The organism is Variovorax sp. GW823-FHT04B03, assembly GCF_058796495.1.
The window spans coordinates 179,077-192,607 of the sequence record NZ_JBXAIT010000003.1; the positions used below are offsets into that span (position 1 = coordinate 179,077).

General features: G+C 65.9%; 11 protein-coding genes and 2 pseudogenes. 2 read left to right on the forward strand and 11 right to left on the reverse strand.

The window, feature by feature from the left end:
* Positions 1–4 precede the first annotated feature (4 nt).
* Together AC1RAD_RS13930 and AC1RAD_RS13935 are read left to right on the forward strand one after the other, a co-directional pair.
* Complete coding sequence (locus tag AC1RAD_RS13930) at positions 5–1,069, forward strand: DUF72 domain-containing protein (protein WP_492735444.1); 1,065 nt, start codon at positions 5–7, stop codon at positions 1,067–1,069.
* 10 nt (positions 1,070–1,079) lie between these two features.
* A complete protein-coding gene (locus AC1RAD_RS13935) occupies positions 1,080–1,589 on the forward strand; it encodes a GNAT family N-acetyltransferase (protein ID WP_492735446.1) in 510 nt (169 codons plus the stop codon).
* On the opposite strand, the gene AC1RAD_RS13940 is transcribed toward AC1RAD_RS13935, so the two are convergent.
* The 11 genes and pseudogenes from AC1RAD_RS13940 to icd all read right to left on the reverse strand — a co-directional run bounded on the left by AC1RAD_RS13940 (position 1,586) and on the right by icd (position 13,506).
* Entirely contained in the window at positions 1,586–2,137 is a 552-nt protein-coding gene (locus AC1RAD_RS13940) for a GNAT family N-acetyltransferase (RefSeq protein ID WP_492735448.1), read from the reverse strand. The genes AC1RAD_RS13935 and AC1RAD_RS13940 overlap by 4 nt on opposite strands.
* Positions 2,124–2,558 carry a DUF3574 domain-containing protein gene (locus AC1RAD_RS13945; RefSeq protein ID WP_492735450.1) on the reverse strand — a complete coding sequence of 145 codons (435 nt, stop codon included), beginning with the start codon at positions 2,556–2,558 and terminating at the stop codon, positions 2,124–2,126. The genes AC1RAD_RS13940 and AC1RAD_RS13945 overlap by 14 nt, the downstream gene beginning before the upstream one ends.
* A 19-nt stretch (positions 2,559–2,577) precedes the next feature.
* The gene (sbcB, locus tag AC1RAD_RS13950; RefSeq protein ID WP_492735452.1) at positions 2,578–4,017 is read right to left on the reverse strand and encodes an exodeoxyribonuclease I; all 1,440 of its coding nucleotides are present in this window, start codon (positions 4,015–4,017) and stop codon (positions 2,578–2,580) included.
* Positions 4,018–5,466, reverse strand: coding sequence for a cardiolipin synthase (gene cls / locus AC1RAD_RS13955; RefSeq protein ID WP_492735454.1), 1,449 nt, complete (start codon positions 5,464–5,466; stop codon positions 4,018–4,020).
* A gap of 100 nt (positions 5,467–5,566) precedes the next feature.
* Positions 5,567–7,888 (reverse strand): ATP-dependent Clp protease ATP-binding subunit ClpA, encoded by a 2,322-nt coding sequence (gene clpA / locus AC1RAD_RS13960; protein ID WP_062471453.1) that lies wholly within the window; start codon positions 7,886–7,888, stop codon positions 5,567–5,569.
* Between the two features lie 67 nt (positions 7,889–7,955).
* Positions 7,956–8,315: an ATP-dependent Clp protease adapter ClpS gene (gene clpS / locus AC1RAD_RS13965; RefSeq protein ID WP_062471456.1), complete on the reverse strand. Its 360-nt coding sequence runs from the start codon at positions 8,313–8,315 to the stop codon at positions 7,956–7,958.
* A gap of 140 nt (positions 8,316–8,455) precedes the next feature.
* Positions 8,456–9,040 (reverse strand): hypothetical protein, encoded by a 585-nt coding sequence (locus AC1RAD_RS13970; protein ID WP_492735456.1) that lies wholly within the window; start codon positions 9,038–9,040, stop codon positions 8,456–8,458.
* A gap of 605 nt (positions 9,041–9,645) precedes the next feature.
* A pseudogene (gene tssK / locus AC1RAD_RS13975) lies at positions 9,646–10,170 on the reverse strand (type VI secretion system baseplate subunit TssK); the annotation flags it as partial.
* Between the two features lie 35 nt (positions 10,171–10,205).
* Positions 10,206–10,694: a type VI secretion system lipoprotein TssJ gene (gene tssJ, locus AC1RAD_RS13980; RefSeq protein WP_492735458.1), complete on the reverse strand. Its 489-nt coding sequence runs from the start codon at positions 10,692–10,694 to the stop codon at positions 10,206–10,208.
* Positions 10,681–11,886: pseudogene (locus AC1RAD_RS13985) on the reverse strand (AAA family ATPase); the annotation flags it as partial. The pseudogene AC1RAD_RS13985 and the gene tssJ, both read right to left, overlap by 14 nt.
* Before the next feature lie 360 nt (positions 11,887–12,246).
* Positions 12,247–13,506 carry an NADP-dependent isocitrate dehydrogenase gene (icd, locus tag AC1RAD_RS13990; RefSeq protein WP_062471491.1) on the reverse strand — a complete coding sequence of 420 codons (1,260 nt, stop codon included), beginning with the start codon at positions 13,504–13,506 and terminating at the stop codon, positions 12,247–12,249.
* Positions 13,507–13,531 lie beyond the last annotated feature (25 nt).

The following is a 13,531-nucleotide window of genomic DNA, read 5'->3' on the forward strand; positions in this document are numbered from 1 at the left end:
AGACATGGCTGACGTGCAGGACTCCCTCTTTTCCGACCTCCCCGAACTTCCGCGCCCGGTTGAAGCGGCCGACGCGCCGCCGCCTTCGCCGAAGAAGTCGCGCGGCGCCACCGTGAAGCCGGTGGCACCCGACGCGTCGCTGGTCGCTCTCGCCGCCGAGTTGCCGCCGCAGCTGCGCCTGGGCACCTCGTCGTGGAGCTATCCGGGCTGGGCCGGCCTGGTCTGGGACGGCGACTATGCCGAAACCGTGCTCTCGAAGAACGGCCTGTCGGCGCTCGCCCAGCACCCGCTGCTGCGCACCGTGAGCCTGGACCGCAACTTCTACCGCGCCCTCACCGCCAGCCAGTACGCGCGCTACGCGGCCATGGTGCCGGACGACTTCCGCTTCGTCGTGAAGGCCCCGAGCCTTGTCACCGACGCCACCGTGCGCGATGAAAGCGGCCGCGGCACGCAGGCCAACCCGGTGTTCCTGAGCCACGAGATCGCGCTGCAGGAGTTCGTGCAGCCGGCGCTCGACGGGCTGGGCCACCGCATCGGCGCGCTGGTGTTTCAGCTGAGTCCGATCCCCGCGCACCTGCTGGCCGACCAGCCCGCGCTGATCGCTCGCATCGGCGCGATGCTGGCGGCGATGCCCGACCTGAAGCCGACCGCGCCCGACGCCGTGCTCGCCGTCGAGGTGCGCGACCCGCAGCTGCTGTGCCCCGCCTTCGCCGACATGCTGCGCAGCGTGGGCGCGACCTTCTGCATGGGCCTGCACGCGAAGATGCCGCCCATCGAAGACCAACTGCCGATGCTGCGCGCCCTGTGGCCCGGGCCGCTGGTGTGCCGCTGGAACCTGCACCGCCGCCACGGCCGCTTCGGCTATGAAGACGCCGAGAAGCTTTACGGCCCCTTCGACAAGGTGCTCGACCCCGACCCCGAAACCCGCGCCGCGCTCGCCAAGGTGATCGCCGGCACCACGGGCGCCGGGCAGAACGCCTTCGTCACCGTGAGCAACAACGCCGAAGGCTGCGCGCCGCTGACCATCGCCTCGCTGGCGCAGGACATCGTCGACCGGATCTCCCGCTAGAACGCCCGCCATGCCTTCGATCTCGTTCCGGCCCCTGCAATCCACGGATTTCGCGATGCTCCACGACTGGCTGTGTCGCCCGCACGTGGCCGAATGGTGGACGCCCGTGCCGACGCTCGCCGAGGTCGAGGCCGACTTCACGCCGATGCTGGCGCACGACTCGCCCGACCGCGGCTACATCGCATTGCGCGACGGGCAGCCCTTGGGATTCATCCAGTCGTACGTCGTGATGGACTCGGGCGACGGCTGGTGGGAAGACGAGCGCGATCCGGGTGCGCGCGGCATCGACCAGTTCCTGGCTCAGGCGGACCAATTGAATCGCGGACTCGGCAGCGCGATGGTGCGCGCCTTCACGGACCAGCTGTTCGCCGACCCGGCGGTGACGCGCATCCAGACAGATCCTTCGCCGCGCAACGCCCGCGCGATCCGCAGCTACGTCAAGGCCGGCTTCCGTGCGCTGGGCGAGGTGGTCACGCCCGACGGGCCCGCGCTGCTGATGGTGCGCGAGCGCGACGCCTAAGCCGCAGGCGGTGCGGCCTCGAGGTCGCACCACATGTGGACCTTCGACGAGAACGCGCCATCGAGCACGGTGGCCATCGGCTCGACGCCGAAGACCTGGAAGCCGCAGCGCTCGTACAGCGCCTGCGCCGGGCGATTGCCTTCGGTCACGGTCAGCTGCACCACGCGCACGCCGCCGAGCGCGCGTGCATGCGCGAGCAAGGCCCGCACGAGTTGTCGCCCGGCGCCCGCGCGCCGCGCCGATTCCGCCACCACCATGCCGAACAAGGTCGCCTTGTGGCGCGTGCGCTGCCGCGATTCGCGACCCAGCCCTGCCGCACCGATGAGCGCACCATCGACATCGAAAGCGCCGTACACCGCCTCGGCAGCGTCGGCGTCCGTGCGCAGGCGTGTCTCCCACCACGTCGGCGGCAGGCTGGCACGCTCTTCGACCGTGGAGGTGAAGGCTTCGGGGTGCCGTGCGTAGGCGTCGAGCATCAGCGCACGGTAGGCCGTGGCGTCGGCAGGAACCAGCCGGCGAACGGTGGGAGCGGCTTCAGAAACGGGCACAGACGGACTGCCTTTCCTGCAACACGGCCTCTTGCGCGAAGCGCTGGCGGTAGGTGTCGATCAAGGTAGCGATGGCCGCGTCGGCCTTCGCGTCGCGCGGGTGCAGCAGCACGACCAGCTTCGAAGGCTCGCGCACCACCTGCCCTGACGTGCCGCGCCACTGGCCGGCGGCGTCGAGCACGGTGAAGCCTTGCGGAAAGGCCGGTGTCACGCGGGTGTCGAGAAAGTCGGCCCAGTCGGCGTCGGACACCTGACCGCCCGTGGGGATGGCACGGCCGAAATAGAGGGTGTCGCGCTCGAAGGCTTCGAAGCCCGCGGTGCAATGACCGGACGGCCCTGCGGCGCAACCAGCAAGCACCGCAACAGCCAGCGCGCCCGCCACGCCTGCGCGAGACAGCCTGTGGCGAGCGACGTTGTGCATGCCGGCCCTCGGTCTTGGTTCAGGCCTCGGGCGCGATCGACTCGGCGTACTCGTACAGCGCGCCCAGGATTTCCTCGCCGCGCTCGTCGGCGTTCTCGGACAACGCATCGACTTCGCTGAACAGCGCCTCGATGGTGCGCGCCCCGCCCTCGCCCTTGAACAGGCGCGCCACGCGCAGCGCTTCCCAGCGCTCGGCTTCTTCCTCGTTCAGCGACTCGGGCCAGTTGCGCGCGCGGTAGCGGAAGAGGATTTCTTCGAGCCGCCCGTCGTCGAAGGCCACGCGCTCCTTGGCGAGCCCCTCGGGCGACAGCCCGCGCAGCTGGTTCAGTCGCCGGCGGTCGCCGTTGCCGACAAAGCCGCCGTAGAGGTCTTCATCGACATCGGGCGTCGCCTCCTTCGGGCGGGAAAAGACCTGCGACCAGATCGCGCTCATGTCGGGCAGGTCGCGCGCGATGGCGGCGTGGCGCATGGCGGTGTCCATGTCGACACCCCAGCGCTCGGCCATGGCCGGTGCCAGCGTGCGCAGGTTGCCGACCACCATCGGCGACTTGTTCAGGTGCACGCTCTTCATCGGCAGCCGCGTCATGCCTTCGGGCAGGTCGGAGGTGCGCGTGAACAGGCGCAGGCGCAGCGTCTCGGCGTCGAGGTCGCGCAGCTCGCTTGGGTCTTGCGACAGGTCCCAGGCCAGCAGTTCGTTCTTGTTGGTCGGGTGGCTGGCCAGCGGCCACATCACGGCCAGGCAGCCGCGCTCGACCGGGAACATGCCCGACACGTGCAGGAAGGGCTTGGCGGTCTCACGCATCGCGGGCAGGCCGAGCTCCATCGCCACGCGGTCCTTCTTGTGCAGGCCGAAGGCGAAGTCGAAGAGCTTGGGCTGCTTGTCGCGGATGAGCCGCGCCAGCGCGATGGTGGCACGCACGTCGGACAGCGCATCGTGCGCCGACTCGTGCAGCAGGCCGTTGGCGCGCGCCAGGTCTTCGAGCTTGAAGCTGGGCTTGCCGTCTTCCTTCTTCGGCCACTCGATGCCGTCGGGGCGCAGCGCGTAGGTGAGGCGCACCACGTCGAGCAGGTCCCAGCGGCCGCAGTCGTTCTGCCATTCGCGCGCATAGGGGTCGATGAGGTTGCGCCAGAACAGGAAGCGCGTGACCTCGTCGTCGAAGCGGATGGTGTTGTAGCCCACGCCGATGGTGCCGGGCTGCGAGAAGGCCTGCTCGATGTGGGCCGCGAACTCGTGCTCGGGAATGCCGCGCTCCAGGCAGACCTGCGGCGTGATGCCGGTGATCAGGCAGGCCTCGGGGCTGGGCAGGTAGTCCGGCGCGGGCTTGCAATAGATCATCAGCGGCTCGCCGACTTCGTTGAGCTCGGCGTCGGTGCGGATGGCCGCGAACTGCGAGGGACGGTCGCGGCGCGGCACTGCGCCGAAGGTTTCGTAGTCGTGCCAGAGAAAGGTGTGGTTCATTCAGAGCAAGGGAGAAAACAGTCGCGCAATGGCATCGCCAAGGCGGCGCCAGAAAGTCTGCGGGCGGTGGGCGCGCACGGCGCCGGAGCTGTGCAGGTCGGTTTCGAACTGCGCCGCCAGCGGCTGGGTCAGCGCGGGCCCGTAGACCACGGCGCAGACCTCGAAGTTGAGCCGGAAGCTGCGGTTGTCGAAATTGGCGGTGCCGATCATCGCGCAATGGTCGTCGACCACCAGCGTCTTGGAATGCAGCATGCGTTCTTTGTACTCCCAGATCTTGACGCCCGCGGCGATCAGCTCGTCGAAGTACGAACGCGCGGCGGCGCTCACGATGGCCGAGTCGCTGCGGCGCGGCACGAGCAGCCGCACGTCGACGCCGCGCAACGCCGCGCTGGTCAGCGCCATCAGCGCGGGCTCGCCCGGCACGAAGTACGGCGTGGTGAGCCAGGCCCGGCGCGTGGCCGAATGGATGGCCTCGACATGCATGCGGTGGATGGCCTCGAAGGCGTTGTCGGGGCCGCTGGTGACGATCTGCACCGGGATGTCGCCCGCCTCCACCTGGGGCAGCAGCGCGTCCAGGACGGCGTCGGAGCGGTGCTGCTTTTCGCCGGTGGCGTAGCTCCAGTCCTCGAGGAAGGTGGTCTGCAGCCAGCGCACCGCACTGCCTTCGATGCGCACATGCACGTCGTGGTACGCGTCCTTGGGGTTGGTGCGCTTGTCTTCCTCGTCGGTGATGTTCACGCCGCCCGTGAAGCCCACGCGGCCATCGCACACCACGATCTTGCGGTGGGTGCGGTAGTTGGTCACGGGGCGCAGGCGCCGGCCGATCTTGGTGTCGTGGAACAGCGCCACCTCCACGCCGGCCGCGTGCATCGGCGCCATGAACTTGCGGCCGATGCGCTTGGAGCCGAGCGCGTCGAGCAGCAGGCGCACCCGCACGCCGGACTGCGCGCGCTCGACCAGCAGGTCGCGCAAGGCGGTGCCGATGCGGTCGGGCTCGAAGATGTAGTACTCGAGGTGGACGTGGTCGCGCGCCGCGCGCACGGCCTCGAAGATCGCGTCGAAGGTGCGCGCGCCGCCCGAGAGCAGCTCGACGCCCGTGGCGCTCGACACCGGCAGGCCGCAGGCGGCGGTGCCCAGTCGGGCCATCTGCTGCAGCGCCGGCGGCGCATGCTGCGAGGCGTCACGCAGCCGCGCCAGGTCGGCCTGCGCATGGGCGTTCGCGCGGTTGCGCAGGCGCTTGAGCCGCTGCTTGCGCAGCCGCTGCGGCCCCAGGAAGTAGTAGACGATGAAGCCCGCAAACGGCAGCAGCGCGAGCGACAGGATCCAGCTCATGGTGGACACCGGCGCGCGCTTTTGCATCACGATCCAGACCGACAGCACGGCGATGTAGCCGCTCCACGCCAGGGAGAGGCCGGTTTTCCATTCGTGGCTGAGTTCGGGGAGGATCAAGGCAAAAGCGGGTGAAGGCGGGGTGTTTTCGGCCGGCCCAAAGAAAAAGGCCAGCAGCGAATGCTACCGGCCTTTGACTTCGTTCCTCAGAGAGGCGGGATCAGCCCGTGGCGGCTTCCTCGGCTTCGGGCTTCGACTTGCCTTCCTTCTTCGGGATCGGCTGGATGTCGAGCAGCACTTCGTCCTTCTCGTCGAGGTCGACTTCGAGGCGACCGCCGTCAGTCAGGCGACCGAACAGCAGCTCGTCGGCCAGTGCCCGACGGATCGTGTCCTGGATCAGGCGCTGCATCGGACGTGCGCCCATCAGCGGATCGAAGCCCTTCTTCGCCAGGTGCTTGCGCAGCTTGTCGGTGAAGGTGACCTCGACCTTCTTCTCGCTGAGCTGGGTTTCCAGTTGCAGCAGGAACTTGTCGACCACGCGCAGGATGACCTGTTCGTCGAGCGCCTTGAAGTTGACGATGGCGTCCAGACGGTTGCGGAATTCAGGCGTGAACAGGCGCTTGATGTCGCCCATTTCGTCGCCGGCCTGCCGCGCGTTCGTGAAGCCAATGGTCGCCTTGTTCATGGTCTCGGCACCCGCGTTCGTCGTCATGATGATGATGACGTTGCGGAAGTCGGCCTTGCGCCCGTTGTTGTCCGTCAGCGTGCCGTGGTCCATGACCTGCAGCAGCACGTTGAAGATGTCCGGGTGCGCCTTCTCGATTTCGTCGAGCAGCAGCACCGCGTGCGGCTTCTTCGTGACAGCCTCGGTCAGCAGACCGCCTTGGTCGAAACCGACGTAGCCCGGAGGCGCGCCGATCAGGCGGCTCACCGCGTGACGCTCCATGTACTCCGACATGTCGAAGCGGATCAGCTCGATGCCCATGATGTAGGCCAGCTGCTTGGCCGCTTCGGTCTTGCCGACGCCCGTGGGGCCGGAGAACAGGAACGAGCCGATCGGCTTGTCGCCCTTGCCCAGGCCCGAACGTGCCATCTTGACCGCGGAGGCCAGCACTTCGAGTGCCTTGTCCTGGCCGAACACCACGCTCTTGAGGTCGCGCTCGATCGTCTGCAGCTTGCTGCGGTCGTCGTTGCTGACGTTGGCCGGGGGAATGCGCGCGATCTTCGCCACGATTTCCTCGACCTCGGTCTTGCTGATGGTCTTCTTGCGCTTGCTCGGCGGCAGGATGCGCTGGGCGGCGCCGGCTTCGTCGATGACGTCGATGGCCTTGTCGGGCAGGTGACGGTCATTGATGTACTTGGCGCTGAGCTCGGCCGCAGCCTGCAAGGCGGCCACGGCGTACTTCACGCCATGGTGCTCCTCGAAGCGCGACTTCAGGCCCTTGAGGATGTCGACGGTTTCCTGCACCGACGGCTCGACCACGTCGACCTTCTGGAAACGACGCGACAGGGCCGCGTCCTTCTCGAAGATGCCGCGGTATTCCGTGAAGGTGGTGGCGCCGATGCACTTGAGCTGGCCGCTGGAGAGCGCGGGCTTGAGCAGGTTCGACGCGTCGAGCGTGCCGCCCGAGGCTGCGCCCGCACCGATCAGGGTGTGGATTTCGTCGATGAACAGGATGGCGTTCGGCTTGTCCTTGAGCGACTTGAGCACGCCCTTCAGGCGCTGTTCGAAGTCACCGCGGTACTTGGTGCCGGCCAGCAACGCGCCCATGTCGAGCGAGTAGACCTGCGCCTCGGCGAGGATCTCGGGCACGTCGCCCTGGGTGATGCGCCATGCCAGGCCTTCCGCGATCGCGGTCTTGCCCACGCCGGCCTCGCCCACGAGCAGCGGGTTGTTCTTGCGCCGGCGGCACAGGATCTGGATGACGCGCTCGACCTCGTATTCGCGGCCGATCAGCGGATCGATCTTGCCGTCCTTGGCGAGCTGGTTGAGGTTTTGCGTGAACTGCTCGAGCGGCGAGGCCTTCTCGTTGCGTTCGCCGCCGCCCTCTTCGCCCTCGCCCTGAGGCGCTTCGCCGCTGCCCTTGACTGCTTCCGGCGGATCGCTCTTCTTGATGCCGTGGGCAATGAAATTGACCACGTCCAAGCGGGTGACGCCCTGCTGGTGCAGGTAGTACACGGCGTGCGAATCCTTCTCGCCGAAGATCGCGACCAGCACGTTGGCGCCGGTGACTTCCTTCTTGCCGTTGCCGGTGGACTGCACGTGCATGATGGCGCGCTGGATCACGCGCTGGAAACCCAGGGTGGGCTGGGTGTCGACATCATCGGTACCCGCCACTTGCGGCGTGTTGTCCTTGATGAAGTTGGTGAGCGACGCCCGCAGGTCGTCGACGTTCGCCGAGCAGGCGCGCAGAACTTCCGCGGCGCTCGGGTTGTCCAGCAAAGCGAGCAGCAGATGTTCCACGGTGATGAACTCGTGGCGTTGCTGCCGGGCCTCGACGAAGGCCATGTGCAAGCTGACTTCCAGTTCCTGGGCAATCATGTGATTTCCTTTTGCCTTGCTGTAAATAAGTTCTCAGATGGGTTGGAGCGCGTGCAATTCAACTGGTTCACGCGACCGGTTCGCTGACACATTGCAGCGGGTGCCCTGCCTGCTGCGCGGCCTCCATCACCTGATTGACCTTGGTGGCCGCCATGTCGCGGGAATAAACCCCACAGACACCCCGGCCATCGAGGTGGATCTTGAGCATGATCTGGGTCGCCGTTTCTCGGTCCTTGCTGAAGTATTCCTGCAGGATGACGATCACGAACTCCATCGGCGTGTAGTCGTCGTTCAGCATGACGACCTGGTACATCTGGGGCGGCGCCGTTTTTTGCGGGCGGCGCTCCAGAACGACCGAATCTCCGTCGTCGCCCGCCGGTTTCTGCGCCGGTGGGGTGCTGGGAGTTTTGGGAATTCTCGTTGCCATGAAAAAGATTCTATAGAGCGTGCAAGCACCGTGCCGACGCCAACAGACTTGGTGACGCCTATTCGACAAATCAAGAGGCATGCGTCGTGTACGACAGCACGAAGACAGACGTAAAAAAACCGGCAGATTGCCGGTCTTTTCTACAGATTGCGCAGAACGGGGCCTTTGGGCGCCGGCAATTTTCGGCCCGGCACCCGGGTCGGAACCGGCAGATCGGGCGGCAAGGCGTCGATTTCTTCGTCGGTGAGTTCGCGTTCGGGGGCCGACTCTGCTTCCCGGTGAACGGCGGCGGGCAGCGCGAGTGGCACCGTTGAGTTTTGCGGCTCGGAATCCTCGTGCAAGGCCGGTACTGATGGCGATGCTCTCGGCCGCTGCGGGGGTGACTGCACAACGGGCGGCGCAACCGGCCCTCCTCTTCTGCCCGGCCACGTAGGGGGCGCTGGCGACAACGCCTGCCATTCAGCCAGCCGCCGCGCATCCTGCTCAGCCTGCCACCGCGCCAGTGCCAAGCGTTGCGCTTTCTGATGTGCGGTCTGCTGTTGCCCGAGCAGCGCCAACTCGGCGCGGATCGCCAGCCGCATCTGTTCGTGCTCCGAATCCGAGGCACGGCGCTGCGCTTCGAGTTGCCTGCCGAGCCTGTGCGAGAACACCCAGAGGCCCAGCAAGGCGCCAGCGGCGCCGACCGCGAAGCAGATGACAAGAAAGTTGGCCTGGATCAGCGTCACAGCGAAGCCTCCTCGTCGGCATCCCATTTGCGCAGCAGATCAAGTGGAATGGCATCGGCCACCTGGGAAAACCGCAGGCCGGTCATGCGTTCGGCCTGCTTGAGCAACACGGCGACAGGACTGCTCGGTTCGTGGTTCTCGAACCATCGGCGGGCCTTGCGAATGTCACCCAAGATGTCGTCGCGTGTTGCGAGGCCCTCGCCCGCTGGCGTGCTTGCCGGCCACGACGGGAGTGGGTCAGGCCTTGCTGCGGCCGCGACAGGCGGCGCCGACGACCCGGTTCGCTGGAATGGGGCCAGCAACCGCACCAGCGGATGCAGTGGAGGCGCGTCCAGCCCCAGGTGCTGGGCGGCCCAGCCGACGATCTGCGCCGCCGCCTCTGCCGCTTGCGCCAACAGGCGCAGCGGCGCCTGGTCGTCGCCCGACGCAGCGGCCGCGAGGTCTGCCAACTGCTGCGCCATGGCCTCCGGACTGGCTGCGTCCGGCGCCCGGGGCATCGCAAAGGCGCGCTCGACTTCACGCACTGTCAGGTGCCGCGCGGCATTGGCTGCAATGACGACTTCTCGCACGTCGCTCAACAGGCCCTCCGGATCGGCCAGCGCAGCGAGCGCATTGGCGCGCACGGCCGGGTCGCGCTCGCCTTCGATCACCAACTGGGGGTGCACCGCTTCGGGCCAGGTCCGGAGCGCCTCGACCAGCAGCACCAACGACTGCGCAAGCCCTGCCGCCTGCGCCAGCCGGGTGCGCGCGCGGCACAGCCAGACAAAGAGATTGATGTCCCGGGTCCGCAACAGCAGCCGGCGGCAGTCCCGTTCGATCTCGGCCCAGTTCGGCGCGTCGGGTGCTCCGACGAACTGCCCGTACTGCGCATCGCCACGCGGGGACAGCGTCTGGCCCGGTGCATCGAAGGGCGTGCCATCCGAGAAGATCCCCGCCGCGCTGGCCAGCACCAGCTTGCCCAGTGAGAGCGACTCCGCATCGATGCTGTAGTGGTTGAACCCCCAGTAAAAGGGAGTCAACGAGGCGGCACGCTTGTGCGCCAGATGTTCGAGGTAGCGCTCCTGCTGTTGAAACAGTTGCGGACGCAGGAAGAGCCCTTCGCTCCAGGCGACTTTGTTGTACCAGCTCATGGGTTCGATCGTTGTGCTTTCGGGCCGCAGACGTGCTACTTGATGGGTGTCAGCTGGATGCCCTTGCCTTGAAGGGCGATCTTCAGCTTGACCTTGTTGGCGGGGATGACGGTGCGATACCAGGCGGCCTCGGGGGCAGGATCGACTTTCTGCACAAGGCGCCACTCGCTTTGTGCAAGCTCCCGGTAGCCAGCGATCACGCCGATCGCGGCGAGCTCGGGGTGCGACATGCGCCGGATCTTCTTGACCTCTCCGGGTCGCAGGATGAACTCATCGCGCACCAGAAGGTCGGCGCCCATCACGTTCTTGTCGCTGTTGTGCAGAGAGAAGTAATCGGCCGATTCGAAGGTTGCCTCCGACTTGAGCTCGTAGATGCGGACCATGATGGGTGCTGCCCTCCCCTTGTCGTCCGGGTTGACGCCGGCTTCCGCAGTGACCGTGATGTCGAGCTTGGTTTGCTCTCTTGGGTGTGAGAACTGCGCATATGCCAGTGAAGGCCCTGCCAACGCAACGGCCAGCCTCATCGAGCACGAGCACGCCGTGGTGCTCGGCAAAGGTGGCGACAAGGCCACGCACCATCTCGATCGCAGCAACCTCGTCGGGCTCTGCCACCTGCAGCGTCTGAAAGCGTCGCGTCAGCGCCGGGTCTTTCTCGATGTGGCGCTTGTACTCGCTCCAGGTGGTGGCACCGATCGTGCGCAAGGTTCCCCGTGCAAGCGCTGGCTTGAGCAGGTTGGCGGCATCGCCGGTTCCGGATTGCCCGCCCGCACCGACCAAGGTGTGCACCTCGTCGATGAAGAGGATGACGGGCTGCACCGATTTGCCCGCTTCTTCCAGCAATGCCTTGAGGCGGGACTCGAACTCCCCGCGCATGCTTGCGCCGGCCAACAGCGCTCCGACATCGAGACTCCACAGGCGGCAGTTCTTCAGATCGGGAGGAACCTCGCCTTGCGCGATGGCCAACGCGAGCCCCTCGACCACCGCGGTCTTGCCGACGCCCGCGTCTCCTGTGAGCAAGGGATTGTTCTGGCGGCGACGCAGCAGGATGTCGACCATCGTGCGGATCTCGTGTCCGCGCCCGATGACCGGATCGATCTGCCCTTGAGACGCGCGCTCGGTCAGATCCGTGCAGTAGCGCCGCAACGCCGACTTTCCATCCAACGCCGCATCGGCTAGCGCGGCGCTGGCTTCACCAGGCAGCGCTGATGGCAGACCGGCGCCATCGTGCGGTCCTTCCTGCCCTTCGGGAGAGCCGGCCACGATGGCATCGATGGCCTCCGTCAGTTGGTCTGCTGGGATTCTCTGGAATGCAGGCGAGATGCCAAGAAGCACGCGCCGCAAGTCTGGCGTCTGAAGCAGCGCAGCAAGCAACCACGCACCACGCACGCAGTGCGCGCCGAACTCGAGACTCGAGAGCACCCACGCGCGCTCAATGGCAGCTTCGATGTGACTGGAAAAATCGGTCAGCGAGGTGGCACCCGATGGCAAGCTGGACAAGGCCGATGCGAAGTCTTTCTGGATGGCTTGCGCGTCGATCTGGTAGTGCCGGCAGATGCGGTGCAGATCGCTGTCGTTGAGCTGCCAGAGCTGATGAATCCAGTGCGTCAGTTCGACATAGGGATTGCCACGCAGCTTGGCAAATGCGGTGGCGGATTCGATGCCGCGAAACAAGGTGAGGTTGAGCTTGCCGAACAGCGCTCGCCGAGAGATCGTCATTGCGCGATCTGCCGTGCAGCGTGCACGCCCTGTTCGATCGAGTCGTCTGCGAGGCCCCCTGTTGCCGGGCAGATTCCTGCGTTCTTTTTCCCCACTTCGCGCCCCCTATGCTTCTTGGAATGGGCGCGATTCTGGCGGCTCGCCGCGAGGCAAACACAGCACAGTTTCTACCAATAGTTAAACGAAGGACGGAGCCTATTGATCTGTGATGTTTGCCCGCTGCTCCTTACGTTCAGAGCACAAAGAAGGTAATTCACTAACGATATCGCGAGGGCGACAGGCAAGAAAAAACCCTCGAGTCCTTTCGGAAGCTCGAGGGCTTGATAAGGGTTCGACGTTTCTCGACGTCAGCGATCGCAATTACATGTTGTCGATCATGACCTGACCGAAACCAGAGCAGCTCACTTGCGTCGCACCGTCCATCAGGCGCGCGAAGTCGTAGGTGACCTTCTTGCTGGCGATCGACTTTTCCATCGAACTGATGATCAGGTCGGCCGCTTCGGTCCAACCCATGTGGCGCAGCATCATTTCGGCGGACAGGATCTCGGAACCCGGGTTCACATAGTCCTTGCCTGCGTACTTGGGGGCCGTGCCGTGGGTGGCTTCGAACATGGCGACGGTGTCGCTCAAGTTCGCGCCCGGTGCGATGCCGATGCCGCCGACCTGTGCGGCCAGTGCGTCGGACACGTAGTCGCCGTTGAGGTTCAGCGTGGCGATCACGCTGTACTCGGCAGGGCGCAGCAGGATCTGCTGCAGGAACGCATCGGCGATGCTGTCCTTGACGGTGATTTCCTTGCCGGTCTTGGGGTTCTTGAACTTCATCCACGGGCCACCGTCGATCAGCTCGGCGCCGAATTCCTTGGCGGCCAGGTTGTAGCCCCAGTCACGGAAGCCACCTTCGGTGAACTTCATGATGTTGCCCTTGTGGACCAGGGTCACGCTCGGCTTGTCGTTGTCGATGGCGTACTGGAAGGCCTTGCGCACGAGGCGCTCGGTGCCTTCGCGCGAGACGGGCTTGACGCCGATGCCCGAGGTGTTGGGGAAGCGGATCTTCTTGACGCCCATCTCGTCCTGCAGGAACTTGATGAGCTTCTTGGCCTTGTCGCTTTCGGCTTCGAACTCGATGCCGGCGTAGATGTCTTCCGAGTTCTCGCGGAAGATGACCATGTTGGTCTTGTGCGGCTCGCGCACCGGGCTGGGCACACCCTCGAAATACTGGATGGGCCGCAGGCAGACGTACAGGTCGAGTTCCTGGCGCAGCGCCACGTTCAGCGAGCGGATGCCGCCGCCGACGGGCGTGGTCAGCGGGCCCTTGATGGACACCACGTAGTCGCGCACGGCATGCAGGGTTTCCTCGGGGAGCCAGACATCGGGGCCGTAGACCTTGGTCGACTTCTCGCCGGCGTAGACCTCCATCCAGTGAATCTTCTTTTTGCCGCCGTAGGCCTTGGCCACCGCAGCGTCCACCACCTTGAGCATCACTGGCGTGATGTCCAGCCCGGTGCCGTCGCCTTCGATGAACGGAATGATCGGCTGATCGGGCACATTGAGCGAATTGTCAGCGTTGACCGTGATCTTCTGGCCTTCGGTCGGGACTTTGATGTGCTGATAGCTGGACATGAGGGGGCTTGACTCCGGGAGTGAC